The 26,392-nt window shown below is 72.0% G+C and carries 21 protein-coding genes and 1 other RNA gene; 6 read left to right on the top strand and 16 right to left on the bottom strand.

The window, feature by feature from the left end; all coding sequences use genetic code 11:
- Window positions 1-112 precede the first annotated feature (112 nt).
- The 6 genes from ssrA to ftsE all read right to left on the bottom strand — a co-directional run bounded on the left by ssrA (window position 113) and on the right by ftsE (window position 6,076).
- Window positions 113-485, bottom strand: a transfer-messenger RNA (tmRNA) gene (gene ssrA, locus AB0L25_RS37775).
- A 294-nt stretch (window positions 486-779) separates the two neighbouring features.
- Window positions 780-2,696 carry a penicillin-binding transpeptidase domain-containing protein gene (locus AB0L25_RS37770; protein WP_500178043.1) on the bottom strand — a complete coding sequence of 639 codons (1,917 nt, stop codon included), beginning with the start codon at window positions 2,694-2,696 and terminating at the stop codon, window positions 780-782.
- Window positions 2,697-2,699: 3 nt separating this feature from the next.
- Complete coding sequence (gene smpB, locus AB0L25_RS37765) at window positions 2,700-3,173, bottom strand: SsrA-binding protein SmpB (protein ID WP_500178041.1); 474 nt, start codon at window positions 3,171-3,173, stop codon at window positions 2,700-2,702.
- A gap of 4 nt (window positions 3,174-3,177) precedes the next feature.
- Complete coding sequence (locus tag AB0L25_RS37760; RefSeq protein ID WP_500178039.1) at window positions 3,178-4,338, bottom strand: S41 family peptidase; 1,161 nt, start codon at window positions 4,336-4,338, stop codon at window positions 3,178-3,180.
- Between the two features lie 44 nt (window positions 4,339-4,382).
- Window positions 4,383-5,288: a permease-like cell division protein FtsX gene (gene ftsX / locus AB0L25_RS37755; protein WP_500178037.1), complete on the bottom strand. Its 906-nt coding sequence runs from the start codon at window positions 5,286-5,288 to the stop codon at window positions 4,383-4,385.
- Window positions 5,289-5,386: 98 nt separating this feature from the next.
- The gene (gene ftsE / locus AB0L25_RS37750; RefSeq protein WP_026403056.1) at window positions 5,387-6,076 is read right to left on the bottom strand and encodes a cell division ATP-binding protein FtsE; all 690 of its coding nucleotides are present in this window, start codon (window positions 6,074-6,076) and stop codon (window positions 5,387-5,389) included.
- Window positions 6,077-6,465: 389 nt separating this feature from the next.
- On the opposite strand from ftsE, the gene AB0L25_RS37745 reads away from it, so the two are divergent.
- Window positions 6,466-6,648: a hypothetical protein gene (locus tag AB0L25_RS37745; protein WP_500178035.1), complete on the top strand. Its 183-nt coding sequence runs from the start codon at window positions 6,466-6,468 to the stop codon at window positions 6,646-6,648.
- 79 nt (window positions 6,649-6,727) lie between these two features.
- Here AB0L25_RS37745 and AB0L25_RS37740 read toward each other — a convergent pair whose 3' ends face one another.
- Window positions 6,728-7,948 (bottom strand): DUF8094 domain-containing protein, encoded by a 1,221-nt coding sequence (locus tag AB0L25_RS37740; protein ID WP_500178033.1) that lies wholly within the window; start codon window positions 7,946-7,948, stop codon window positions 6,728-6,730.
- 143 nt (window positions 7,949-8,091) lie between these two features.
- On the opposite strand from AB0L25_RS37740, the gene prfB reads away from it, so the two are divergent.
- Both prfB and AB0L25_RS37730 read left to right on the top strand, forming a co-directional pair.
- Complete coding sequence (gene prfB / locus AB0L25_RS37735; protein WP_500178031.1) at window positions 8,092-9,195, top strand: peptide chain release factor 2; 1,104 nt, start codon at window positions 8,092-8,094, stop codon at window positions 9,193-9,195.
- A 90-nt stretch (window positions 9,196-9,285) separates the two neighbouring features.
- Window positions 9,286-10,299 (top strand): DUF8094 domain-containing protein, encoded by a 1,014-nt coding sequence (locus tag AB0L25_RS37730; RefSeq protein ID WP_500178030.1) that lies wholly within the window; start codon window positions 9,286-9,288, stop codon window positions 10,297-10,299.
- A gap of 214 nt (window positions 10,300-10,513) precedes the next feature.
- Here the strand turns inward: AB0L25_RS37730 and AB0L25_RS37725 are convergent, their stop codons facing one another.
- Complete coding sequence (locus tag AB0L25_RS37725; RefSeq protein WP_500178028.1) at window positions 10,514-15,370, bottom strand: NAD-glutamate dehydrogenase; 4,857 nt, start codon at window positions 15,368-15,370, stop codon at window positions 10,514-10,516.
- Between the two features lie 331 nt (window positions 15,371-15,701).
- Window positions 15,702-17,228 (bottom strand): serine/threonine-protein kinase, encoded by a 1,527-nt coding sequence (locus tag AB0L25_RS37720; RefSeq protein ID WP_500178026.1) that lies wholly within the window; start codon window positions 17,226-17,228, stop codon window positions 15,702-15,704.
- Between the two features lie 249 nt (window positions 17,229-17,477).
- On the opposite strand from AB0L25_RS37720, the gene AB0L25_RS37715 reads away from it, so the two are divergent.
- Window positions 17,478-18,074 (top strand): hypothetical protein, encoded by a 597-nt coding sequence (locus AB0L25_RS37715; RefSeq protein ID WP_500178024.1) that lies wholly within the window; start codon window positions 17,478-17,480, stop codon window positions 18,072-18,074.
- Between the two features lie 23 nt (window positions 18,075-18,097).
- On the opposite strand, the gene AB0L25_RS37710 is transcribed toward AB0L25_RS37715, so the two are convergent.
- From AB0L25_RS37710 to pruA, 3 genes are all read right to left on the bottom strand, one after another.
- On the bottom strand, window positions 18,098-20,059 hold the full coding sequence (locus tag AB0L25_RS37710) for an acetoacetate--CoA ligase (protein ID WP_500178022.1): 1,962 nt from the start codon (window positions 20,057-20,059) through the stop codon (window positions 18,098-18,100).
- A gap of 254 nt (window positions 20,060-20,313) precedes the next feature.
- Entirely contained in the window at window positions 20,314-21,024 is a 711-nt protein-coding gene (locus AB0L25_RS37705) for an HAD family hydrolase (RefSeq protein ID WP_500178020.1), read from the bottom strand.
- 99 nt (window positions 21,025-21,123) lie between these two features.
- Window positions 21,124-22,755, bottom strand: a complete 1,632-nt coding sequence (gene pruA, locus AB0L25_RS37700) for an L-glutamate gamma-semialdehyde dehydrogenase (RefSeq protein ID WP_500178018.1) — start codon at window positions 22,753-22,755, stop codon at window positions 21,124-21,126.
- Window positions 22,756-22,921: 166 nt separating this feature from the next.
- Between pruA and AB0L25_RS37695 the strand changes: the two genes are divergently transcribed.
- Entirely contained in the window at window positions 22,922-23,095 is a 174-nt protein-coding gene (locus AB0L25_RS37695) for a hypothetical protein (RefSeq protein ID WP_500178017.1), read from the top strand.
- 54 nt (window positions 23,096-23,149) lie between these two features.
- Here the strand turns inward: AB0L25_RS37695 and AB0L25_RS37690 are convergent, their stop codons facing one another.
- A complete protein-coding gene (locus AB0L25_RS37690; RefSeq protein WP_500178015.1) occupies window positions 23,150-24,154 on the bottom strand; it encodes an alpha/beta hydrolase in 1,005 nt (334 codons plus the stop codon).
- The gene (locus tag AB0L25_RS37685) at window positions 24,147-24,398 is read right to left on the bottom strand and encodes a hypothetical protein (protein WP_500178013.1); all 252 of its coding nucleotides are present in this window, start codon (window positions 24,396-24,398) and stop codon (window positions 24,147-24,149) included. The genes AB0L25_RS37690 and AB0L25_RS37685 overlap by 8 nt, the downstream gene beginning before the upstream one ends.
- Window positions 24,399-24,499: 101 nt before the next feature.
- Between AB0L25_RS37685 and AB0L25_RS37680 the strand changes: the two genes are divergently transcribed.
- Window positions 24,500-25,099: a TetR/AcrR family transcriptional regulator gene (locus AB0L25_RS37680; RefSeq protein ID WP_500178011.1), complete on the top strand. Its 600-nt coding sequence runs from the start codon at window positions 24,500-24,502 to the stop codon at window positions 25,097-25,099.
- Window positions 25,100-25,123: 24 nt separating this feature from the next.
- On the opposite strand, the gene AB0L25_RS37675 is transcribed toward AB0L25_RS37680, so the two are convergent.
- Both AB0L25_RS37675 and AB0L25_RS37670 read right to left on the bottom strand, forming a co-directional pair.
- Complete coding sequence (locus AB0L25_RS37675) at window positions 25,124-25,630, bottom strand: DUF6912 family protein (protein ID WP_500178010.1); 507 nt, start codon at window positions 25,628-25,630, stop codon at window positions 25,124-25,126.
- A 59-nt stretch (window positions 25,631-25,689) separates the two neighbouring features.
- Window positions 25,690-26,325 carry an HAD family hydrolase gene (locus AB0L25_RS37670; RefSeq protein WP_500178008.1) on the bottom strand — a complete coding sequence of 212 codons (636 nt, stop codon included), beginning with the start codon at window positions 26,323-26,325 and terminating at the stop codon, window positions 25,690-25,692.
- Between the last annotated feature and the right edge of the window lie 67 nt (window positions 26,326-26,392).

Below are 26,392 nucleotides of genomic sequence, written 5' to 3'. Positions count from 1 at the left end.
CCTGCGGAGAGAGTACTCCGGGCGGATCCGGGGAGTGACCTTCCAAGGGGACGGACGGACGGTCAGGGCGAGGAGCTGCCCTGGCGGGCAACGAGCACACTTCCCCCCGAGCGAGTGGAGGTGGCGGGAATCGAACCCGCGTCCTTCGATGATGAGTCAGGGCTTCTCCGGGTGCAGCCTGCTAGGCGGTTTCTCGGCCCCGGCGCTCACGCAGGCTAGTCGCCGACGGGCTCAGTCGCTGTTGGTTTTCCCTTACGGCCCCGCGACCGGGCTGCAAGGTGGAGTCTCCTGATGATGTCAGGTCCCGGGGCGGAGACTCACCCGGGCTGACAGAGTTCGCTCCTCGCTCAGGCGGCGAGGGCGAACTCGGACTGCTTCTTGTTGGCAGTTATTGTTTTGCTGTCACAGGATTTACGAGGTCACGACAGCAACCCTCGACCCGCTTCTCCTGGCTCGATCGACCGAAGTCGAAGCCGGTCACCCCCATGTTGAGTTGTCAAAGCGGCCCGAGGGCCGCGCATGTTGACGTTACTAGGATAACGCGTGGCGGGGCAACGTGATTCCCGGTGGACGCGTGAAACCCGGGCGGGCGCGTGGCGCCCGCCCGGGTTCGACCGGCAGGGTCGGGCCGGTCCGGACGGCAGAGCCTCCCCCGAGACGAGGCTCTGGTCTCATCACGGCGACTGAGTCCGCAACCCCCCAAGCGGTTTCTCAGTCATAGGGGAAGACGCTCGGGGGGCGGGCGTTGGTTGCGGTCCGGACGTAAACAGGTTTTAAAGTCAGCCGAAGAAGGTCGCGGCGACCTGGGCGGCGTCCACCTGGCCCTCGATGGCGATGGCGACGGCGAGGTCGCCGTTGGAGCCGACGAACCAGGAGACGTTCTTGGAGCTGCCGCCCTCGTTGTAGGTGTTGAAGGAGGTGACTCCGGCGACCTCGCGGTCGACGTGGGCGGCCTTGGCGGTGCCGTTCCGGGCGGAGTTCTCCAGGACCTCCTTGAGGTTCGCGATCGACTCCGACGGGAGGTTCTGGGCGGGCGCCCGCTGCTCGACGTTGGGGACGTCCTTGCCCTTGAAGACGTACGGGGGACGCCAGGTGCCGGCCTGGGCGGCCGCGGCGACGAGGGCCATCGCGAGGGGGCTGACCTCGACGCCGCCCTCGCCGACCATCGTCGCGGCCTTCTCGCCCTCGTTGTCGGGGGACGACACCGAGCCGGTGAACGCGGGGACCTGCAGGCCCCAGTCCTGGCCGATGCCGAAGCGGGCCGCCTCGGCCAGCAGGGTCTTGCCGTCGATCTTGCCGCTCTGCTGGGCGAGGGCGGTCTTGCAGGACAGCGCGAGGTGGTTGGTGAACTCGCTGTCCGCGTACGCCTTCGTGGTGAAGTTCTTGCCGCCGACCGTGGTCGTGCCGGGGCAGGACGTCTCGGTGGCCGGGGTGAGGCCGCCGTGGCTGAACAGCGCCTGGGCGGAGACGATCTGGAACGTCATGCCGGGCGGGTAGTGGCCCTCGAACGCGCGGTTCTCGCCCTTGGTGCCGTGGTTGGAGACCGCGAGCACCTCGCCGGTGGCGGGCCGGACGGCCACGAGGGACGCCGGGAACGGCAGGCCGTTCAGGGCCCGGTCGGCGGCGACCTGGACGCCCGGGTCGAGCGTCGTCTGAACCTCGTTCGGCTTCTCGCCGGGCCAGCTCTTCAGGGTCGAGGTGCGCTGCCCGTTCGGGTCCTGCGCGACGACGCTGACGGTGGGGGTGCCGGCGAGGCGGCGCTGCATGAGCAACTGGACGCCGCTGACGCCGATCGTGTCGCCGGGCTGGTACGGGGCGCCGACCTCCTGCAGCCGGTCGGACGTCGCGGGGCCGAGGGTCCCGATCAGCTCGGGGGCGGCCTTCGGCGCGATCGGCGCGACGACCTCGTGGAACTCCAGGCCGGGGATGTTGCCGTGGAGCCGCTGGATCAGCCGGGCGTGCGTCGCGGCCTGCAGGGTCATCAGCGGCAGGAACTCCTGCGGCGGCGCGGACAGGACGCGGCCGTGGAGGCGTTCGGCGTCGAGCCGGCGGCCGCCGTCCATCTCGGTCGCCTTCGCGAGGGCGTCGAGGGTCTTCTTCGGGTCCTTCAGCCGGCCGGGGGTGACCCCGACCTGCCAGGCCCGGGCGGGGCTCAGCATCGAGTTGCCGTTGGTGTCGGTGATCAGCGCTCGCTCGGGCACCTCGCTGACCACCGCGAGCCGCTGGCCCTGCTGGAGCTTCGGGTTGATGATGGACGGGCTCCAGACGACCTTCCAGTGGCCGCCGACGCGCTTGAGGTCCATGTGGCCCTTGTACTCCCAGGGCCGCCCGTTCTCGCCGAGGTCGATCTTGACGGAGAACGACGCCTGCGCGGTCTCGCCGTCCTTGACGATCGCCGCGGCGTCGGGGTCGGCGCCGAGGACGCCGATCGACAGCCGCAGGGACGCCGCGTCGAGCTGGGCGCTCACCTTGCTGAGGGCGTCCGCGACCTGCTTCTCGTCGGCGCCCACGGTGTTGCCGGCGGCGGCCTCGTAGTTGCCGACCGACCAGGCGATCAGGAAGTCACGGACGGCCGGCATCGCCGACCGCTCGGCGAAGCAGCCGGTGGTCAGGGACGCGACGAGGGCGCCGCACCCGGCCAGCGAGATCGCTCGGCGCCGGACGCTGCGCGTCCGGTCTCGGTTGGTCTTCGACACCCTTCACCGTCTCCTGAACCGGGCCGCCTGTGCACGCTGCATCTCCCGCTGGGCCTCCCGCTTGGCGATGGCCTGCCGCTTGTCGTAGGACTTCTTACCACGGGCCAGGCCGATCTCGATCTTGGCCTTGCCGTCCTTGAAGTAGAGCGACAGCGGGACGAGGGTCCAGCCGGGATCGGACGTCTTGTCGATGATCTTCTGGATCTCGCGCCGGTTCAGCAGCAGCTTCCGGCGCCGCCGCGGGGCGTGGTTCGTCCAGGTGCCCTGCGTGTACTCGGGGATGTGGACGTTTTCCAGCCACACCTCCCCGTCCCTGACGTGGGCGAAGCCGTCGACGAGGGAGGCGCGGCCGGCGCGGAGGGCTTTGACCTCGGTGCCCATCAGCACCATGCCCGCCTCCCAGGTGTCGTCGATGTGGTAGTCGTAGCGGGCCCGCTTGTTCTGGGCGATGAGCTTTCGCCCTGTGTCGCGTGACACGTGATCAGCCTCGGTCCTTGTCCGGCAGCGTCGCGTCCAGGCCGCGCAGCACCGTCCGGGCGCGCTGCTCGGCCGCTTCGGGAGGGCGGTCGGCGGAGACCGCCACGTCGGGTTCGATCCCGACACCGTCGAGGTTACGGCCGCTCGGGGTGCGGTAGCGACCGACGGTCAGCTCGATCGTCGAACCGTCGGAGAGCTCGATCGGCTCCTGCACCGACCCCTTGCCGTATGTACGTGATCCTACGAGGACCGCGCGGTCGCGGTCGCGCAGGGACCCGGCGACGATCTCCGCGGCGCTCGCCGTCCCGGCGTCGACGAGCACGACCAGCGGCGACTCGGCGTCCCCGGGACGGTCGGCGGTGTAGCGGCGGGGCGGTTCGCCGCGCCGCTCGTAGGTGACGACCGGGCCGCCCGCGAGGAACGCCGACGCCGCCCCGACGGACTCCTCCAGCAGCCCGCCCGGGTTCCCGCGCAGGTCGAGGACGAACCCGGCGGACGGCGCGGGCTCGACGGCGGCGCGGACGCGGTCGCCGGTGCCGCGGGTGAACGCGCCGACGCGGATCGTCCGGACGCCGCCGGGCCCGTCGGTCACGGTGACGTCGCCCTTGCCGACGGACGTCCGGACGAGCCGGTACGTGCGGGCGCGGGAGTCGCGGGTCACGGTGAGGTCGACGGCGTCGCCCTCGGGCCCGCGGAGCGCGGCGGCGACGCGGGCGAGGTCCCAGCCGGCGGTCGCGGCGCCGTCCACGGCGGTGACGACGTCGCCCGCGCGGACCCCGGCGCGCGCGGCGGCGCTCCCGGGCTGGACGCTCGCGACGCGGACCCGCTCGTCGCCGTCCTCGGCGCCGAGCCACAGCCCGACCCCGCTGTAGTGCCCGTTGAGGCGTCCCTCGACGTCGTCGTACCGGCGGGCCGGGTAGTAGCGGGCCCACGCGTCGCCGAGCCCGCGCAGCATGCCCTCGATCGCGTGCCGGTCGAGTTCGGCGCGCCCGACGGGGTGCGCCGCACTGCCGCCGATCTTGGCGGCGGCCTCGTCCAGGACGGACCCGCCGGCGACGGCGGCGTGCCGGTCGGGGCCCGGTCCGCTGACCGCGCCGAGACCGTACGCGCCGAGGACGGCGGACGCCATGACGGCACCGCGGAGCAGGCGACCGGACGGGAACATGCCGCAAGTCTAGAGTCGGGGCCGGTGCGGGCCCGGCGTTCCGCTCAGATCCGCAGGTATCGCCGGAGGGTCAGGAAGGAGGCGATCGCGCACAGCAGGACGCCGAAGCAGATCGACACCACGATGACCGAGAGGACCGTGCCCCAGCCGAGCGTGCTGATGAGCTGGATGTCGTCGGCGAGCCGGTCGAGCAGCAGGAACTTGCTCATCACGAGCAGGATCGAGGCGAACAGGCCGCCGATCAGGCCGGCGATCGCGCCCTCCAGGATGAAGGGCAGCTGGATATAGGTGTTGGAGGCGCCGACGAGCCGCATGATGCCGGTCTCCCTGCGCCGGTTGAACGCCGACAGCCGGACGGTGTTGCCGACCAGCAGCACGGAGGCGACGACCTGGATCAACGCGATCACCAGGGCGCCCCACTGCAGCGCGTTCAGGATGCCGAAGAACCGGTCGAGGATCTCCTGCTCGTTGATCACCGTGTCCACGCCGGGACGGCTCTGCACGGCGTTGGCGACGGCCTTGTACTCCTCGGCGTTCTTGAGCTTGACGCGGAAGGAGTCGGGGATGTCGCCCTCGCGGGTGCTCTCCACGAAGCCGGGCGAGCCCGCGTAGCGCTCCTTGAACCGCTGGTACGCCTCCTGCCGGCTCTCGTAGGTGACATCCGAGACCTCGGACATGCCCTTGAGCTGCTGCTCGAGCTGCTTGCGCTGGTCCTCGGTGACGTCCTGCCCCTGGCAGGCCGGGTTCGAGCTGGTCTTCGCGCACAGGAAGATCGAGACCTCGATCTTGTCCTGCCAGTAGCTCTTGGAGGCGGAGACCTCGGCGCGGATGAGCAGGCCGGTGCCGAAGAGCGCCATGGCGATGGCGACCGTGATGATGAGGGAGATCGTCATCGTCAGGTTCCGGCGGAGACCGATCCAGATCTCCTGGAGAACGAACTGTACGCGCATGCCTCGCTGTCCTTGGTCGCCTGTCGTCGTCCCGGCTGTCTTCGCGGTGGCGGGAACGGGTGGTTCAGATGGAAGCCGTCAGTGGGCCGGCCGGGTTCTCAGTAGGCCTGGCCGTAGACGCCGCGCGACTGGTCGCGGACGACCCGCCCGTCCTCGAGCTCGACGACGCGCTTGCGGAAGGCGTCGACGATCGCGGCGTCGTGGGTGGCCATGACGACGGTGGTGCCGGTCCGGTTGATGCGGTCCAGCACCTTCATGATGCCGATGGAGGTGGCCGGGTCGATGTTGCCCGTCGGCTCGTCCGCCAGCAGGATCATCGGCCGGTTGACGAACGCGCGCGCGATGGCGACGCGCTGCTGCTCGCCGCCGGACAGCTCGTGCGGCATCCGGTGGGCCTTGCCCTCGAGACCGACCAGGTCGATGACCTCGGGCACGACCTTGCCGATGAAGCGCCGCGGCTTGCCGATCACCTCGAGGGCGAACGCGACGTTCTCGAAGACGTTCTTGTTCGGGAGCAACCGGAAGTCCTGGAAGACGCAGCCGATGCGGCGGCGCAGGTGCGGCACCTTCCAGTTGCTCAGTCTGTTGAGGTCCTTGCCCGCCACGTGCACGTGACCCTGGGAAGGACGCTCCTCCTTGAGGATGAGTCGCAGGAAGGTCGACTTGCCGGAGCCCGACGGGCCGACCAGGAACAGGAACTCGCCCTTGTCGATGGCGACGTTCACGTGCTGGAGGGCGGGCCGGTTCTGGCTCCGATAGACCTTGGTGACGTTGTCGAAATTGATCACGGCTGCATCACGGCGGTTCAGTCTAGGGGTTGGGGAGCGGCCCCGACCTGCGGCGGCGGATCCGTTCCGTCGCGTTCGGCCTGCGCCGCCCGGCTCTGCGGCCCGGGCGGGCCGTGGAGCCTGCGAGCAGTGTAGAGGGGACAGTCAACTACCTCGTCCCACTCGACGTGGTGGTGATGACGCGGTGGGAATGACCGGGCCCGCACCGTGCGGGCACTGTGCGGGGTCTGGGGGTCGCCCCCGAGTGGTTCGTACCGTTCAAGATTCCAGACTTGCCGGAACGACCATACAGTCCGGCTAGGCTGGATGATGGGAAAGATGCCTAATAAGTCGGTGATCGACGCATCCGCACGGACCCGCGTGCCGAGCACGGAGATGGGGGCCACACCATGAGCTGCGAAGATCTGATCTGCGCCCGTTGCGCGAACCCGGTCGTCGAGGGACGCTGCCCGACCTGCAGGATCGCCCGCTCCCAGATGCACCGGCACGGGCCGTCGCTGCCCCCGGCGCTCGTCCTGGCCGTGCTGGTCGCGCTGCTGTTCGTGGCGCTCGTGCTACAGCGCGTGTACTGAGGGCTCTGAGAGCCTTCTCACCAACTCCGTGACCGGGAACCCTGCCGTCCACAAATCCGGATGAATCGGGTGAACGGCGTCAGTTCTTCTTCAGCGGCGGGGTGTTCGCGCGGGTGACGGCCCCGTTGTCGCCGATGACCCGCGCCTTGGCCGTCCCCGAGCCGCCGTCGCCGTCCTTCTTCTCTCCGCCGTCGCCTTCCCCGGACGGACGGTCGCCGCTCGGGCTCGCGCTCGCACTCGGGCTCGCGCTCGCACTCGGGCTCGCGCTCCCGCTCGGCGACGGCTCACCGGAACCGGCGTCCTCGCCCTCCTCGCCGTCCTCGCGCGGCGGGTCGTAGGCGGCGAAGTGCAGCGTCGACGCCGTGTCGACCCTGTTCCCCTCGACGGTCCCGTCGAGCAGGTGCTCCGCCTCGGCCGGGATCTCGGGCCGGGGCGCCTCCGGGTCGTCGGCGGCGGCCTCGGAGATGAGCGAGGCGTTGCGGTACAGCGAGTAGATGATCAGCCCGCCGCCGTCCTCGGTGCGCAGCCCGAAGTAGGGGAAGGACGTCGCCGTCGGCACGACCGTCAGCGTCAGGTCGTCCTTCCCGGCGTCCTCCTTCGCCTCCTCGGCCCGCTCGTAGTAGCCGCTCGTGCGCGGGCCCGCCTCCATGACCTTGGCGGCGACGCTGCCGTCGCCCTCGGCGGCCATCGTCGCGTGGATGCCGCCCATCTCCTGCGGCCGGATGAGGACGGACGTGTCGTCACTGCGCAGCGCCTCCGCGTAGCCGTCGTCGTCGACCGCGACCGCGGGGACGTCGGCGTCCCGGTCGAGGACGACGACGTTGGTCAGCGACCAGCGGCGGTCGGCGCCGCGCAGGATGAACGACATCAGCACCCGGCGCCCGCTGTCGGACTCGCCCACGACCGAGCGGTCCACGGACGCCACGAACCACTGCGGGTAGCCGCCCGACCGCAGCTTCGGGACGTACAGCTCGGGCCTGCCGTAGTCGAAGCGGCGCACGGGATCGCCGTCGTAGGCGGCCTTGCGGAACTCGGCGGCGGTGAGCTGGGACTGCCCGTCGGACGTCCAGGTCAGCGCGAGCCGCTCGTCGCCCGCGGCGCGCGCCACGTCCTCGTTGATGACATAGGTACGGAAGGCGTCCTTCGCGACCTGCGGGGTGAGGTCGACCGGTTCGGGCGGCGAGGGCGTGGGCATGGCGGCGGTCGGCCGCACCTCCGGCGTGCTCTGCTGAGCGCAGCCCGCGGCCGCCATCGGCACCAGCAGCATGACGGCCGCCAGCGCGCGCGCGATCGTGTGCAAAACTCCGTCCCCCGGACCCGACGTTCGCCCTGACGCTCAGGCCGTCCGGCAGGGCCTCCCGTTCGCCGATTCTGCCACCCAGGGTATGGGGCGGGCGCCCCCGGCACTGCCGGGACGGCGATAAGCTCGGAAGCGTGGCAGGCATGGAACCGGAAGAGCGACTCAAGGAGCTCGGCGCGACCCTGTCCGGCATCGAGCAGGTGCTGGACCTCGACGGCATGCGGCGCGACATCGCCGAGCTGCGCGAGCAGTCCGCCGACCCCGACCTGTGGAACGACCAGGAGCGCGCCCAGTCGGTGACCCGCCGCCTGTCGTACCTGGAGAGCGAGCTGGGCAGGGTGGAGGGCCTGCGGCAGCGTCTCGACGACGCCGCGACCCTGTACGAGATGGCCGCCGAGATGGACGACGCCGACACGCGCGCGGAGGCCGACGGGGAGCTGGAGGAGCTGCGCAAGGCCGTCCAGCAGCTCGAGGTCCGGACGCTCATGTCGGGCGAGTACGACGCCCGCGAGGCGCTCGTCACGATCAACGCGCAGGCCGGCGGCGTCGACGCGGCCGACTGGGCCGAGCAGCTCCAGCGCATGTACCTGCGGTGGGCCGAGCGGCACGGCTACCCGACCGAGGTCTACGAGACGTCCTACGCCGAAGAGGCCGGGATCAAGTCGACGACGTTCACGGTCAAGGCGCCCTACGCGTACGGGACGCTGCGCGGCGAGCACGGCACGCACCGGCTCGTCCGCATCTCCCCGTTCGACAACCAGGGCCGCCGGCAGACGTCGTTCGCCGGGCTCGACGTCGTCCCGGTGGTCGAGCAGAGCGACCACGTCGACATCGACGAGGGCGACCTGCGGATCGACGTGTACCGGTCGTCCGGTCCCGGCGGGCAGGGCGTCAACACGACCGACTCCGCGGTCCGGATCACGCACCTCCCGACGGGCATCGTGGTGTCCTGCCAGAACGAGCGGAGCCAGCTGCAGAACCGGGCGACGGCGATGAACGTCCTGCAGGCGAAGCTGCTGGAGCGCAAGCGGCAGGAGGAGGCGGAGAAGATGTCCGCCCTGCGCGGCGAGGGCACCAGCAGCTGGGGCACGCAGATCCGCAACTACGTCCTGCACCCGTACCAGATCGTCAAGGACCTCCGCACGGGCGTCGAGGCGGGCAACCCGTCGTCCGTCCTGGACGGCGACATCGACGAGTTCATCGAGGCGGAGATCCGCTGGATGCGGCAGCAGGAAGCCGACGCCTGATCTTTTTTCTCGCGTTCGCAGAGTGATCAGGTGGTCACTCTGCGATGATTCCGGGTGGACTCAGCTCGTCGATTCCACCCGGGGGACCGCATGCCCGCACGCACACCCGCACGTCCGCACGGGCGCTCACGCCCGCGCCCGGTCGTGGCCGCGCTGGCGGTGCCCTGCCTGCTCGGCGCCGCCGCCGCGGGCTGCAGCGAGAGCCCGTCCGGGGCGTCGTCCGGGTCGGACGCGCCGCCCGCGCTGAGCCGGGCGCAGGCCGAGCAGGTGCTGAAGTCCTACACCGCCGCCGCCGACCGGGCCGGGCAGCGGCTGAGCCGCCGGGCGCTGGCCGCGGTCGAGACCGACCCGCAGCTGTCCATGGACGCGGCCATGTTCCGGAAGTACGGGGCGCTCCGCCAGCGGCCGCCGAAGCTCGCCTTCGCGAAGACCACCTTCTTCATCCCGCGGCTCCAGGGCCACCCGCGCTGGTTCGCGGTGGGCGCCGGGGGCGGCGGGGGCCAGGGCTCGCGCGCGCACGCGATGCTGTTCACGCAGGAGAAGCCGGGCGGGCCGTGGCTGCTGGCCGCCGACCCGGCCCCCGGCGACGGCGCGCTGGGCCGCATCAAGCTGGACGACCGGGGGTTCGCCGAACCGGTCGCGCCGGAGGCGGACGGGCTGCCCGTCACGCCCGCGGGGCTCCCGCAGGCGCACGCGGCGCTGATGACGAGCGGGCCGGACGCGTCCGGCGCCGCGGCGTTCGCGGACGGGCCCACCACCGGCCGGGCGTACCAGGCGCTGCAGCAGGTCACGAAGTCGCTCGCCGGGCAGGGCGTCAAGCTGTCGTCGACGTTCGCCCCGGCGCCCTACCGGGTGCACGCGCTGCGCACGAAGGACGGCGGCGCGCTCGTCTGGTACGCGATGAAGCAGCAGGAGGCATACTCCGCCGCAAAACGGGGCAGCCTGGCAGTAAGCGGTGATCTCGTAGGGCTCGCCCCGGCCACGTCGGTCAGGACACGCCTGAAGACGACGGTGCTCACGCAGTACCTGGCCGTCGTACCGCCGGACGGCCGCGCCATGGTCGCCGGCATCTACCGCAAGGCCGTCGCCGCCAAGGGCGCCTGAAGCCACGGGCCCCCGGACCGCGGGGGCCGTCAGTACGCCGCGCACGGCGCCGAACCGCGCGCGGCCACCGATCTCCGTCGGGTGCCGGGCCGTCCCGCTCTTCCCGACCGCTGCAGCGGGAGCGGTCCGGCACCCGGCGGGTCCTTCGATTGTGCCGCGCGCGCCGCCCCGTCCCCCGCTACACGGGACGGGACGGCGCGTCACGGTCACCCGCTCACGCCTCGGCGGGCGGCAGGGAACTGCTGGTGACGAGCGTGCGGACCGACCGCAGCGCCACCGACAGCGTCGCGAGGTCGAAACCGTCGCTCTCCCAGATCTCGCCGAGCATCTGCTGGGCGCGGTCCACCGCCGTCTTGTTCTTCTCCGCCCAGTGCGCCAGCCGCTCCTCCGGCCCCGCGCCGGGCTCGCTCGTCACCAGGACGTCCCGGGTGAGGGCCGAGTGCGCCGTGTACAGGTCGTCGCGCAGCGCGGACCGCGCCATCGAGCGCCACCGGTCGTCGCGGGGCAGCGCGATGATCCGCTCCCGCAGCCGGGACAGCTGCAGCCGCTCGGCGAGGTCGAAGTACACCTCCGCGACCTCCTCCACCGGACGTCCCGTCTCGTGCGCCACCCCCACCAGGTCGAACGTGCTGTAGGCGGCGACGAGCATCGCGCACTGCTCCGCCAGCTCGCCGGGGACGCCCCGCTCGGCGAACCCGTCGCGGCGCTGCTCGAACGCCGCGAGGTCCGCCCCGGTGAGCAGCTTGGGCAGCTGCGCGCTGAGCGTCGCGGCGCCGCCGGCGAAAAAGTCGACCGTCTCCCGGATGTCGAACGGGGGCCGCCGGTTGTGCAGCAGCCAGCGGGCGCCGCGCTCGGTCAGCTTCCGCGCCTCCAGCAGCATCGCGATCTGCGTGGACTGGTCGACCTGCCGCGACAGACTCTCCACCGACCGCCAGAACTTCGGCATCTCGAACACGTCCCGGGTCACCAGGTAGGCGCGGGCGATGTCGGACGACGACGCGCCCGTCTCCTCGTTCATCCGGAAGACGAACGTGGAGCCGGAGCTGTTGACCAGGTCGTTCACCACCGCCGTGGTGATGATCTGGCGGCGCAGCGGGTGCCGGTCCATGTGCGGGCGGAAGCGTTCGCGCAGCGGCGTCGGGAAGTAGTCGACGAGCCACGACTCCAGGTACGGGTCGTCGGCCAGGTCGGACTCGACGACGTCGGCGTCCAGCGCCAGCTTCGCGTACGCCAGCAGCACCGAGAACTCGGGGCCGGTCAGCCCCAGCCCGGACTGCCGCCGCTCCGCGATCGCCTTGTGGCCCGGCAGGAACTCCAGGTGCCGGTTCAGCCGCCCGTCCCGCTCCAGCTTCCGCATGTGCCGGGCGTGGACGTGCAGCATCGCCGGGGCCTGCGCCCGGGACGCCGCGAGCACCACGTTCTGCGCGTAGTTGTCGCGCAGCACGAGCCGTCCGACCTCGTCGGTCATCTCGTACAGCAGGGCGTCGCGCTGCTTGCCGGTCAGCTCCCCGTCGCGGACCGCCTGGTCCAGCAGGATCTTGATGTTGACCTCGTGGTCGGAGGTGTCGACGCCGGCGGAGTTGTCGATGAAGTCGGTGTTGACCAGGCCGCCCCGCCCGTCCGCGCCGCTGCGCGCGTACTCGATCCGGGCGAGCTGCGTCAGCCCCAGGTTGCCGCCCTCGCCGACGACGCGGCAGCGCAGCTCCCCGCCGTCGACCCGCACCGGGTCGTTCGCCTTGTCGCCGACCGCGTCGTTCGTCTCCAGCGAGCCCTTGACGTACGTGCCGATCCCGCCGTTCCACAGCAGGTCGACCGGGGCCCGCAGGATCGCCCGGATCAGCTCGTACGGCGTCAGCGCGGTGACGCCGTCGGCGATGCCGAGCGCCGCCCGCACCGGCGGGGTGATCTTGATCGACTTCGCCGTGCGCGGGAAGACGCCGCCGCCCTTGGAGATCAGCGACGCGTCGTAGTCGGCCCACGTGCTGCGCGGCAGCTCGAACAGCCGCCGCCGCTCGGCGAACGACGCCGCCGGGTCCGGGTCGGGGTCGAGGAAGACGTGCCGGTGGTCGAACGCCGCGACCAGCCGGATGTGCTCCGACAGCAGCATCCCGTTGCCGAACACGTCACCGGACATGTCGCCGATCCCGACGACCGTGAAGTCCTCGGACTGCGTGTCCTTGCCGAGCGTCCGGAAGTGGTACTTCACCGACTCCCACGCGCCGCGCGCCGTGATGCCCATCGCCTTGTGGTCGTAGCCGACGGACCCGCCCGACGCGAACGCGTCCCCGAGCCAGAACCCGTACTCGGCGGCGACCCCGTTCGCGATGTCGGAGAACGTCGCCGTGCCCTTGTCGGCCGCGACGACGAGGTAGGTGTCGTCCCCGTCGTGCCGCACCACGTCCGGCGGCGGCACCACCTTGCCGTCCACCAGGTTGTCGGTGACGTCGAGCAGGCCCGAGATGAAGTCCTTGTAGCAGGCGACGCCCGCCCGCTGCCACGCCTCCCGGTCCACGGCCGGGTCGGGCAGCTGCTTGCCGACGAACCCGCCCTTCGCGCCCGCCGGGACGATCACCGTGTTCTTCACGGCCTGCGCCTTCACCAGGCCGAGGATCTCGGTGCGGAAGTCCTCGCGGCGGTCCGACCAGCGCAGCCCGCCGCGCGCCACCGCGCCGTACCGCAGGTGCACGCCCTCGACCGACGGCGAGTACACGAAGATCTCGTACATCGGGCGCGGCTCCGGCAGGTCCGGGATGCGCGCCGGGTCCAGCTTCAGCGACAGGTACGGCTTGCGCTGGTAGTGGTTCGTGCGCAGCGTCGCCTGGATCATCGCGAGGTACGCGCGCAGGATCCGGTCCTCGTCGAGGCTCGCGACCTCGTCGAGCTTGCCCTGCAGCTCCTCGCCGATGCCGAGGCTGCGCTCGCTCTCCCCGCCCGCCAGGGCCGGGTCGAACCGGCTCTCCCACAGCCGCACCAGCAGCCGCGTGATCTGCGCGTTCCGCAGCAGCACCTGCTCGACGTAGCGCTTGGAGAACGTCGTGCCCGCCTGCCGCTGGTACATCGCGTACGCGCGCAGGATCATCGCCTGCCGGAAGCTCAGCCCCACGTGCAGGACGAGCGCGTTGAACCCGTCGTTCTCGATCTCGCCGCGCCACAGCGCGCGGAAGGCGTCCTGGAACAGCTCCTTGACCGACTCATCGGGCACGTCGGCGGACGGCGCGTACCGCAGCCCCAGGTCGTAGATCCAGTACCGCCGGCCGTCCGCGGTGTTGATCTCGTAGGGGCGCTCGTCGACGACCTCCACGCCCATGTTCTGCAGCAGCGGCAGCACCCGCGACAGCGAGATCGGCTCGCCCAGCCGGTAGATCTTCAGCCGCCGCTCGCCGTGCCCCGCGCCGAACGGCTCGTACAGGTTGATGGACGTGTCGGCGTCCGGTCCGAGCTCCTCCAGGAACCGCAGGTCGGCGACCGCCGTGCGGGCCGGGAAGTCCGCCTTGTACCCCTCGGGGAACGCGTCGGCGTACCGCCGCGACAGCGTCCCCGACCGCTCCTCGCCGAACTGCTCGACGACCGCGTCCGCCAGGTCGTCCGCCCACGACCGGGTCGCCGCCGCGAGCCGCGCCTCCAGGTCGTCCACGTCCACGTCCGGCAGCGGACGGCCGCGCTCGCCCCGCACCACCACGTGCAGGCGCGCCAGGAGCGACTCGGTGACGTTCGCGCTGTAGTCGACGCTGACGCCCTCGAACGCGTCCTTCAGGATCCCCTGGATGCGCAGCCGCACCTTCGTCGTGTACCGGTCGCGCGGCAGGTACACCATGCACGACATGAACCGGCCGTACATGTCCTTGCGGAGGAACAGCCGCAGCTGGCGGCGCTCCCGCAGCCGCAGCACCCCGAGCGCGATGCCCAGCAGGTCGTCGGCGTCGATCTGGAACAGCTCGTCGCGCGGGTAGCCCTCGAGCACCTCGATGAGGTCCTGCCCGTCGTAGCTGTCGCGCGGGAACCCGGACCGGTCCAACACCTCGTCGAGCTTGCGCTTCAGGACCGGGACGTGCGCGATCGACTCGCTGTACGCGACGTGCGTGAACAGGCCGAGGAACCGGCGCTCCCCCACCACCTCGCCGGACGCGTCGAACTTCTTCACCCCGATGTAGTCGAGGTACAGCGGCCGGTGGACGGTCGAACGCGAGTTCGCCTTCGTCAGCACCAGCAGCCGCTTCTCCGTCGCCTTCTCCCGCACCTCCGGCGGCAGCGCGGCGAAGCTGCGGGACTCGCGCGTGTCGTCGCGGAGGATGCCGAGCCCGGTCCCGGGCTCCGGCCGCAGCGCCGTCCCGTCCTCCACCAGCGTGTAGTCGCGGTAGCCGAGGAACGTGAAGTGCCCGTCGGCCAGCCAGTCCAGCAGCTCGACGCCCTCGGCGAGCTCCTTCTCCGGCAGCGCGGGCCCGTCCCCGCGGACCGCGTCGGCGATCTCGCCCGCGCGCGCCCGCATCTTGGGCCCGTCCTCGAACGCGACCCGCACGTCCTGCAGAACGCGCAGGAGGTCCTTCTCGAGCGTTTCCAGCATCGCGCGGTCGCTCGTCCGGTCGATCTCGATGTGCATCCACGACTCGTCGATGTCGGTGGAGTCGTCGAGCTTCGCGCGGAACCCGTTCAGGTGGCCCGCGACGTCCCGGTCGACGCCGAGCAGCGGATGCACGACCAGGTGCACCGCGAGCTGGTGCCGGTTCAGCTCCATCGTCACCGAGTCGACGAGGAACGGCATGTCGTCGGTGACCACCTGCACGACCGTGTGCCCCGGGTCCCAGCCGTACTCCTCGACCGTCGGCGTGAACACCCGCACCTTCGGGCGTCCCTGCGGCCGCTCCTCGCCGAGCAGCCGGTGCGCCATCGCGGGCCCGCAGATGTCGGCCGGATCCCGCTCGAGGAGATCCTCCGGCGCGACATGCCGGTAGTAGAGCCGGAGGTACGCGACGGCCTCCTCGACGTCGCCCCCGCGAGCCCCCGGCCGCTGGACGCACGTCTCAGCGGCCCTCCGTAGGAGATCGTCCTTCGCCTGGTCGAGCTTGCCGCCCATCAACAACTCCCCTTAGAGACTCCGCCACCCCGTTGTGGCGCTCCTCACGCGCCAGCGTAGCCAGGAAAACACCCCAAAGTTGACCTGCCAACCCGTAACGCGGACGTGGCTTTTCCCACGTGTCCATGGCGTCGCTCCGGTCGTCAGGCCGCCGGGCGGCCTTCCTCCAGTGGCGATGCGTGCGATCGCGGCATCGCTCCGGCTCGCCCAGGGCTCGCTGCGCGCTCAGATTCTCGCAAGCCCGAATCTGGCTTCGCACGCGATTGCGGTGATAGGGGTCCGCGCGTGGCCGGGGTGACGGCCGAGGTCCGTGCTCGACGGCTCCGGCACCCTAGGCGGGGGTGTCGGAGCCCGTGCCGTCGTCGCCGCCGGTGCCGCCCGTCGGCGGGACCTCGGGCCCCTCGGTGCCGGGACCGCCCGGCTCGCCGCCGGGGTCGCCGCTCGGCGGGGGCCCGCTGGTGGTGGGCGACCCGGTGGGGGTGTCGGACGTCGTCGGGTCGGGGGACGCGCTGCCGCTGGGGCTCGGGGAGCCCGACATGCTCGGGGACCCCGGGTAGGACGCGTCGTACGACGGGTCGGGCGTGTACGACGGGGTGTCGGAGACCGGGTCGTCCACCGCCGTGCTCGTCGGGACCGTCAGCGACGGGGAGCCGCTGTCCGACATCGGCGGGACGGTCGGGTCGCCGACGTGCTCGCCGGCCTTCCCGCTCCCGCCCGAATTGAAGATCATCACCGAGGACACGACCACGATCGCGACGAACACCGCGGCCACGCCGGCCAGCGCGGCCGAGCGGCCCGAGCTCTCGACGAGCTGCCGCAGCGTGGGACGTCCGCCGCCGGGGAGAGCCGCGGCGGAGACGGCCTGCGTGCGTTCGAGGTCGCCCGTCCGGACGGGGTCGCTCGTCCGGAGGGGGTCGTCCGCGGCGGCCGCGGCCGCCGGCGTCTCGTCGACGGCCTCGGCGGCGCGGACGGACCCGGCCGCGAGCATCGCGGTCGCCTCGGGGTCGCCCGCGTCGTCCGGGACGGCGACGACCGGGACGGGCACGGCGGCCTCGTCGTGCCCGAGCAGCCGCATCAGCACCTGCCGGGCCGTGGGCCGCAGCTCCGGCTCCTTGCGCAGGCAGTCGGCGACGAGGTCGCGCAGGGCGCCGTCCAGGTCGCCGAGGTCGGGCTCCTCGTGCAGGATCCGGTTGATCACCGCGGGGATGGTGTCCTGCCCGAACGGGGGCTCCCCCGTCGCGGCGAACACCAGCGTGGCCGCCCAGCAGAAGACGTCCGAGGGGGTGCCGACCTCGTCGCCGCCGATCTGCTCGGGCGACATGTACGACGGGGTTCCGATCACCCGGCTGGTCAGCGTGGTGCTGCCCGCCATCGCCCGCGCGACGCCGAAGTCGATCACGCGCGGGCCGTCCGGGCCGAGCAGCACGTTGTGCGGCTTGAAGTCGCGGTGGATGATCTCCGCCTGGTGGATCGCGGCGAGCGCCGTCGCGGTGCCGACCGCCAGCCGGTCGAGGGCCGCGCCCACCAGCGGACCGTCCTTGGTGACGTGCTGGTTCAGCGACGGGCCCGGCACGTACTCGCTGACGATGTACGGGCGTTCGCCCGTCGCGTCCGCGTCGATCACCTGCGCGGTGCAGAACGGCGCGACCTGCTTGGCGACGTCGAGCTCCCGCAGGAACCGGGCGCGGGCCTTGTCGTCCTCCTCCAGCTCGGCGTGCAGGAGCTTGATCGCGACCTGCCGTCCGTCCTCGTCCTCGCCGAGGTAGACCGTCCCCTGCCCGCCTTCGCCCACCCGGCCGATCAGGGCGTAGGAACCAAGCCGCTCCGGATCCCCGGATCGCAGCGCCCCAATCTCCATGCGTGGAACCGTCCCTCTCCTGATCGCCCGGGTCGAGCGGACCACCGGCCGATCGTCGCGGGCCGGCGCTGTGCGTGTCAGTGTGACGTCCGAGTCGGGCGGGGGGTTCACCCGGCCATGAGGCCATACGGTGCGTTCTGACCCAGTGCTTCCGATCGGACACGTATGAGCAGGCTCTTACCTTAGTGCCGAACACCGACGGACCGCGAGATCATTCGCCGTCCGATCCGCATCGGCGAGACTGGTCCCATGTCCTTCCTGCACGGCCGCCGGGTCCGCACCCGGAACGAGATCATGGAAGCCCACGGGCTCGGCCGCAGCACCCTGGAGAAGTGGTACCGGGAACGCGCGTCCAACGGGCATCCGGAACCCGTCGGGAAGGTCGGCGCGCAGCTCGCCTGGGACGCCGACGCGTGGGACCGCTGGTACGCGGCGCGCGAGGCCCCGGCCGTCCCGTCCGGCCTGGCCTCCCGCGACGACCTCGCCGCCCGGCACGGCCTCAGCCGGCACCGCCTCAAGCAGCTCTGGGCCGACCGCGCCGCCAACGGCCACCCGGAACCCGCCCACCGCGCCGGCAAGGCCCTCTACTGGGACGAGGCCGAATGGACGGCCTGGTACGCGGCGCTCGCGGAACGGCCGCCCGCCGAGGACCCGGACGATCTCGTCACCCTCGCCGAGGCCGCCCGCATCCTCGGGCTCGCCCCGACGAGCGTCACCGTCTACGCGAAGCGCCCGCCCGCCGGCTGGCCGGAGCCCGCCCGCGTCGAACCCCTCGCGGGCGGCCGCGTTCGCCGCCTCTACCGCCGCCGCGACGTCCGGTCCTACGCCGCGCTCCGCACCCGCTGACCTCCCGGGGCGGGTGACGCCGGTCAGCGGGTGAAGTGGGTCAGGACCTCCGGGTTGGCCATCGAGTCGCGGTTGGCGGCCTGGTCGACGGGGGTGCCCTGCAGGATCTTGCGGACCGGGACCTCGAGCTTCTTGCCCGACAGGGTGCGGGGGATGCCGGGGACGGCGTGGACCTCGTCGGGGACGTGCCGCGGCGACAGGGACGAGCGCAGTTCGCGCTTCAGGCGGTTCAGCAGGTCGTCGTCCAGGGACGCGTCCGGGGCGAGCTGCACGTAGAGCAGCAGGCGGCCCTCCTGGCCGAGGCGGCCGGTGTCGATGACGAGGCTGTCGGTGATCTCGTCGAACGCCTCGACGACGCGGTAGAAGTCGGACGTCCCCATGCGGACGCCGCCGCGGTTGAGGGTCGAGTCGGACCGGCCGTAGATGACGCAGCCGCCGTCCGGGAGGATCTTGAGCCAGTCGCCGTGCCGCCACACGCCCGGGTACATGTCGAAGTACGAGTCGCGGTAGCGGGCGCCGTCCTCGTCGTTCCAGAAGAAGACCGGCATCGACGGCATCGGCTCGGTGATGACGAGCTCGCCGACCTCGTCGATCACGGGCTCGCCCTTGTCGCCGTACGCCTCGACCTTGGCGCCGAGGCCGCGGCACTGGATGACGCCCGCGCGCAGCGGCAGCAGCGGGGACGGTCCGACGAAGCCGGTGCACAGGTCGGTGCCGCCGGAGAACGAGCCGAGCAGCAGGTCGCGGCCCACGGCGTCGTACACCCAGGCGAACCCCTCGGGCGGCAGCGGCGACCCCGTGGAGCCGATGCCGCGCAGCGCCGACAGGTCGAGTTCCTCACCGGGGCGGCGGCCCTCCTTGGCGGAGGCGGTGATGTAGGGGGCGCCGACGCCCATGTAGGTCACGCCGCTGTCGGCGGCGAGCCCCCACAGGTCGAGGGGCGCGCCGTCGTACATGACGACGGTGGAACCGACCAGCAGCCCGCCGACCAGGTAGTTCCACATCATCCAGCCGGTGGTGGTGTACCAGAAGAAGACGTCGCCGGGGCCGAGGTCCTGGTGGAACGACAGGGCCTTGAGGTGTTCGAGGACGACGCCGCCGTGGCCGTGCACGATCGGCTTGGGCAGCCCGGTCGTCCCGGAGGAGTAGACGACCCACAGGGGGTGGTCGAAGGGGACGGGCTCGAACTCGAGGGCGTCGTGGTCGGGGCGGGGCAGGTCGGCGTAGTTCATGCCGACGCGCAGGCCGTCGGGGGTCGCGGCCGGGTCGAGGTACGGGACGAGCACGGTCGCGGCGAGCGTCGGCAGCGCGGCCTCGATCTCGCGGACGGTGTCGCGGCGGTCGAACGTCCTGCCGTTGTAGGCGTAGCCGTCGACGGCGATGAAGACCTTCGGCTCGATCTGCGCGAACCGGTCGATGACGGACGACGATCCGAAGTCCGGCGAGCAGGACGACCAGATCGCGCCGAGGGACGCGGCGGCGAGGAAGCACACCAGCGCCTCGGGGATGTTCGGCATGTAGGCGGCGACCCGGTCGCCCTTGCCGACGCCGAGGGCGGCGAGCCCGGCGCGGACCTCGGCGACGTGCAGCGCCAGCTCCCGGTAGGACAGCACGCGGTGCCCGCCCGCCTCCGACCGGAAGACCACCGCGGTGTCGTCGGGGGTCTGCTCGGCGCGCCGCAGCGCGTTCGCCGCGTAGTTGAGCGTCGCGCCGGGGAACCAGCGCAGGCCGTCCACCGGCATGGGGCCGCCGGTGCGGACGGGCCCGTCGCCGCGCTCGCCGACGACGTCGAAGTACGTCCAGATCGCGTCCCAGAAGGCGTCGACCTCGGTGACGGACCAGCGCCACAGGTCGTCGTAGGTCTCGGTGAGGACGCCCCGGTCCCACAGCCAGTGGACGAAGTGCGTCACCCGCGCGTTCGCGACGACCTGCTCGGACGGTTCCCAGAGCGGTGCGCCCTCGGCGACGGTGTGCTCACCCGACATCTCTCCACCTTCCCGCCGCGTCCCGGCCACGCGGCGCTCCCCATACTCGTCGCGGGCCGCACCCGGCGCAACCTCGCCGCCCGCGCCCGTCCGGCCGCTCCCTCCGCAGGTCACGCGCAATGCCTGCGGCCCACACACTTCCCGTGCCGATCATGGTCGGCCGGCCCATGGCCGAGGTTATCCACAGGGGCGGTTTCTAGTGCCGCGCCGTCCCGGGACCGCGAAGACTGGAGCCGACGGAAGGAAGTGACATGTCAGTGACCGGTCAGGTCGGCGACGGCCCGCAGCACGGCATCGGTGTCGGCGAGCGTGGGGAGGACGACGTCCGCGCCCGCCGAACGCAGCTCCGCCTCCGTGGCGCTCCCGGACGCGACCGCGACGATCGGCGAGCCGGCGATGTGCGCCGCCTGCACGTCGCGCGGCGAGTCCGCGATGTAGACCGTGGCCCGCTCGGGGAAGGCGGCACCGTGCCGCTCACCCGCGCGGGACCGGGCGAGCTCCAGCAGCGCCGCCTTGCTGTAGACGCCGTCCTCGTACCCGCCGGCGTCCAGATCGAGGTGCCCGGCGAGCCCCAGCTCGGTCACCTTCAGCACCGCGTTCGCCCGGACCGACCCGGTGAGGACCGACTGCACGACGCCGGGCACCCGCGCCAGGGCGTCCACGGCCTCCCGCGCGCCCGCGAGCACCCGGCCGTGCTCCCGCAGTTCCGCCCGCCGCGCGGCGAACGCCCGGGTCAGCGCGGCGATGAACGGCGGCAGATGGTCGTCGGTGGTCACGACGTCGTTGAACGCGAGCGTCTCGAACACGATCTCGGACTCGGTGCGCCCCGGGGTCGGCGCGAGCCGCAGGAGCGGCCGCCCGACGGTCGCCTGGAACGCCTCGGCGTAGGCCTCGCGGGTGACCCGCCCGACGTCGACCAGCGTGTGGTCGATGTTCCAGAGCACCAGCCGGTTGAGCGTCGACATCCCGTTCCCATGGTCGTCGGAGGAGGAGCGCCCGGGCGTCCCGGGGGCGGTGGGCGCCCTTATCGTCGGGCCTCACGGGCGCTCCTGGCAACCGGACGGTCAGGGCCCCATGTGCGGGTAGCGGTGGTCGGTCGGCGGGACGAACGACTCCTTGATGACTCGCGCGCTCGTCCAGCGGGTCAAGTTGAACACCGCCCCCGCCTTGTCGTTCGTCCCGCTCGCCCGCGCGCCGCCGAACGGCTGCTGCCCGACGATCGACCCGGTGGGCTTGTCGTTGACGTAGAAGTTCCCCGCGGCGAACCGCAGGCTCTCGGTGGCCGCGGCGATCGCCGCGCGGTCGTCCGCGATGATCGCGCCGGTGAGCCCGTACTCGGAGACGCCCTCCATCTGCCGGAGCACGGCGTCGTAGTCCCCGTCCTCGTAGACGTGCACGCCGAGGATCGGCCCGAAGTACTCGGTCGTGAAGATCTCGTCCTCCGGGTCCGCCGACTCCAGGACCGTCGGCCGCACGAAGTACCCCCGCGAGTCGTCGAACTCGCCCCCGACGAGGATCTTCATCGAGTCGATCGTCCGGGCCCGCTCGATCGCCGCCCGATGCTTGGCGAACGCCCGCTCGTCGATGACGGCCCCCATGAACGTCGACAGATCGGCCGCGACGTCCCCCATCGTCAGCGACTCCGTCTCGCCGCAGAAGTCGTCCCGCAGTCGCTCCCAGACACTCCGCGGGATGTACGCCCGCGATGCCGCCGAGCACTTCTGCCCCTGGTACTCGAACGCCCCGCGCACCAGCGCCGTCTTGAGCACCCCCACGTCGGCCGAAGGGTGGGCGACCACGAAGTCCTTGCCCCCGGTCTCGCCCACGATGCGGGGATACCCCCGGTACCCGGCGATGTTCTCCCCGATGGCCCGCCAGAGCCCCTGGAACGTCCGCACCGACCCCGTGAAGTGCAGCCCCGCCAGGTCGGGCTGCCTCAGCGCCACCTCCGACACGGCCCGCCCGTTCCCGGTCACCATGTTGATGACTCCGGGCGGCAGCCCGGCCGCCTCCAGCAACCGCATGGTGAAGTGCGCGGCCAGCTGCTGCGTCGGCGACGGCTTCCACACCACGACGTTGCCCATCAACGCGGGCGAGGTCGGCAGGTTCCCGGCGATCGCGGAGAAGTTGAACGGGGTGATCGCCAGCACGAACCCCTCGAGCGGCCGGTACTCCATCCGGTTCCACACGCCCGGCGACGACCTGGGCTGCATCTCCTGGATCTGCCGCGCGTACGCGACGTTGAACCGCCAGAAGTCGATCAGCTCGCACGCCGCGTCGATCTCGGCCTGCTGCACGGACTTCGACTGTCCGAGGATCGTGGCCGCGTTCAGCGTCGGCCGCCAGGGCCCGGCCAGCAGATCGGCCGCCCGCAGGAAGATCGCCGCACGATCGTCGAACGACATCGCCCGCCACGCCGGAGCGGCCTCCCGCGCCGCCGCGATCGCCTCGGCCACATCGGCCTCCACGGCGTCCCCCATCCGCCCGAGCACATGCCCGTGGTCGTGCGGCTCGACGACCGCGATGGGCTCCCCCGCGCCCATCCGCCGCGCGCCCCCGATCGTCATCGTCAGCTCGGTCTCCGTCCCGCCGAGCTCCTTGATCCGGGCCTCCAGCGCCGCCCGTTCCGGGCTGCCCGGCGCGTACCCCTTGACCGGCTCGTTCACCGGAACCGGAACGGTGCTGACGGCGTCCATGCGTTGCTCCCGCGAAGTCCGACAACGATGTCGACGTGCCGGTCCCTACCCCTTCGTCCCATCCCGATGCGTCGCGCCGACCCCCGTCCCGCGCCCGTCCGAAACCGCTGCGGATTCGGCGGTCGGGGCGGTGTTCAAGAAGTGCCGGAGGGCGGATGATGGCGATATGAGCGAGCAGAAGCAGCACGGTGAGAAGACGCCGGACGGGCGGTGGCGGGCGCTGCCGCCGCGTACGCCCTTGGAAGACCTGGTGACCGGCCAAGAGGTTCCGCCCAAGCCCCAGGTGATCGCGGACGCGGACAGCGCGAAGGTCGACGAGGCCACCCGGTACCCCGCCTGACCCTTCGCCGGTCCCGAGGTCCCGAGGCCGCGGCGAGCCGCCGACGCGGAGGGCCTAAAGGCTTTGGACGAGGACGGCGGCGAGGTCGCGGGGGTCCTCGGGGCCGAGGTGAGGTGCGTCGAGCGAGCGGACGGCGAAGGGGTTGGACGGGGTGGCCGCGTCCGCTTCGGCGATCATGCGGTCCTGGAGGGCCGGGGGGACGGCCCGGTCGGCGGTGTAGCGAACGTAGGCGCGCGGGATGCGGCCCCAGGTCCGCGGGTGGCCGCGGGCGTCGTCGGTCGAAACGGCGGCCGACTCGTCCGGTTCGAACGTGTTGAGCGCCGCGAGGAAGGCCGCGTCGCCGTACCCGGCGGCCAGTGCCTCCTTCGCGATGGCGATGAACTCGCGATCGGCCGAGCGCCAGTTCGTGCGGCTGACGCCCAGGTGCTCGGGCGTCGGCACGGCGGGGATCCGCGGTAGCAGGGTGGAGGCGGCTTCCGGTGTCAGGTAGCAGTCCAGGACACTGCGGAGCCGGACGCAGCAGAACGCCGACAGGTACACCAGCCGCTCGATCAGGTCGGGGATCTGGTTGCCGACACGGGTGATGGTGGCTCCGCCCATGCTGTGCCCGACCAGGACGACCGGCCCGTGACGGGCGACGCGGCGAACGATGCGCACCACGCGCCGCACGTTGTCGTCCAGTGTCGTCGCGGCGAGCACCGGCGAGGGTGCGGCGGCGAAGGCGGCCGGGTTCTGGGGCGCCTGGTAGGAGCGCGGGAAGTTGCCTTCCGGACCGTGGCCGGGCAGGTCCACCGCCATCGCGCGGTGACCCGCCTCGGCGAGCGAGGCGACCAGCGGCGCGAACGAGTAGGCGTTGCCGTTGGCGCCGTGGACGATCACGAAGGTCGGCCGCCCGCCGCGTCCGGCGGGGCGGCCCGCGGCCCCGGCGCGGGCGGGGGCCGCGGTGAACACGCCCGCGCCGCCGGCACCGGCCAGGACCGCGGCGGCTCGGAGCAGCCGTCGGCGCTCGGGCCGCGGCGAATTTGTGGCGTCCGGAGCGTCGTCGTGCCGTTCATGCATCGGCCTGCTCCCGCCCGGTCGTGTGGCGCCAGGCCATGGCCCACACCAGGAGTACGGCACCGGCGGCGCCGAGCAGCAGGTCGGTCCATTGCGGGAGGTCAGCGGCGCGGGCCAGTCCGGCCACGCCGAAGCTGGTGCCCCACAGCGTCTGGGTGACGGCGGAACCGAACCCCTGGACGAACAGCAGCGTGCCCAGGATCCAGCGAGCGCTCTGCGCACCGGAGCCCTGTCGTCGTCGCGCCATGCAGACATCCCCTCTTCGCCATGCGCACCCAACCGTTCCGATGCGCTTGCATCAGAACGTAGCACTGTTCCGATGCAAGCGCATCACTTAGACTCGGGGACGTGCCCAGACAGGTGGATCACGACGGACGGCGCCGGCAGATCGCGCGAGCGGTCTTCGACCTCATCGGCGAGCGCGGCATGGAAGGCGCCACGCTGCGCGACGCCGCGCGGCAGGCCGGGGTGTCCATGGGGGCCGTGCAGCGCTGCTTCCCCACCAAGGAGCAGATGGTCGCCTGCGTCATGGAGCACATGCAGCAGCGGATCACCGAACGGGTCCGGGCCCAGGTCCCCGACATCGCCGAACCCGACGCGGCGATGACGACGCTGGAGCACACCCTCGCCGCGACGCTGGCGCTCGACCCGCCGAGCTCGGCCGAGACCAGGGTGTGGCTGGCCTTCACCGCCCAGGCCGCCATCGACCCGGCCCTGGCCGCGGTCCAGTACGAGCAGTACACCGGCCTGGCCGAACTCATCGCCCTGCTCATCGGCGCCGCGCAGACCCACGGCCACGCCCGTCCCGATCTGGACCCCCGTCAGGAAGCCGAAGCGCTGATCACCCTCACCGACGGGCTGAACATCCAACTGCTCCTGGGGCGGCACACCCCCGAAAGCGCTCGCGCCGCACTCCGCGACCGGCTGCACGCCCTCCGCACCGACTGATTTTCCGCGGTCACGGCATCGGCTTCAAAGGAGGTGCTGGAGTTCCTGGGTGGCGTACCAGAGGAGTTCGTGGCCCTCGGCGCCGTCGACGGTGAACGCGGCGTCGTCGTCGCCGGCGTCGGCGGCGGGGAGGGCGGCCGCGGCGGCGGCGATGTCGGCCTCGGCGTCCGCGTCGTCCACGTGCCCGGACGCGATCTTCTTCCACGGGACGGGCGACACGAGGCGGACGAGCGACGGATCGTCGTCGTCGATGGCCGCGTCGCCGCGTCCCTGCTCGACCACCCGGTCGGGCATCTCGGCGGCCAGCACGACGCGGCGGCGCGGGGCGGACGGGTCGGCGGCGAGGAGGCGCAGGGACGCGCGGGCGGCGGCGGTCAGCGCCGCGTACTCGAGCTCTTCGGTGTCGCCGCCCGCGTACCACTCGCGGAGCGCGGGCGTCACCGCGTGCGCGGCGAGCGGCGCGGGGCCGATCTCCCGGGATGCGTGGACGCCGGCGAGGAGTGCGAGCGTGCTGGGCAGGTAGACGCGCATGACGGTCGACAAGTCTGCCAGATGCCCGCCGGGCGCCCTCGCGGGACGCACCGGCGGTGTCACGGCAGGAGGTTCAGCTCGCGGAGTTCGGTGATGGTCTTCGCGGGCTCGGTGTGCAGGATGCCGTGGATGCCGAGGGCCTCGGCGGCCTTGATGTTGTGCTCGATGTCGTCGATGAAGACGCACTCGGCGGCGTCGAGTCCGAGGAGGTCGAGGGCGTGCCGGAAGATGCGCTCGTCGGGCTTGCGCATTCCGACCTCGCACGAGATGACGACGGCGTCGAACAGGTCGGCGAAGAGGTCGCGGGGGTACTCGTTGCCCCAGGAGTTCGAGAGGAGGGCGGTGCGGGTCCCGGCGGCGCGGGCGGCGCGCAGGGCCTCGTACATGGGCTCGACCGGGGAGAACGCGCCGAACATGCGGGCGATCAGTCCGGCGGCGGCGACCGGTTCGCCCTCGACGGTGAGGAGTTCGGCGGCGAGGAGCCGCTCGAACTCGGCGGGGTCGAGGGTGCCGTCCTCGAGCCCGTGGATCGGGTTGACGCCGCCGCCGTCGTACGCCTGCTTGACCCAGGCGCGCATCACCGTGCGGTAGCGCTCGGCGTCGATGCGGTCGGCGGCGAGCCAGGTGGCGATCGCGTCGTTCAGCGGGGAGGTGAGGACCCCGCCCCAGTCGGTGATTACGGCTTTGACGGTCACGAGGCGATGGTAGGCGATCCGACCCCGATGACCGAATCCTGTTCGGGGTCAGGGGCGTGCGGACGCC

The organism is Spirillospora sp. NPDC052242 (assembly GCF_040679555.1).
Taxonomy (GTDB): Bacteria; Actinomycetota; Actinomycetes; order Streptosporangiales; family Streptosporangiaceae; genus Spirillospora.
This window is presented reverse-complemented; position numbering and strand designations above follow the sequence as displayed.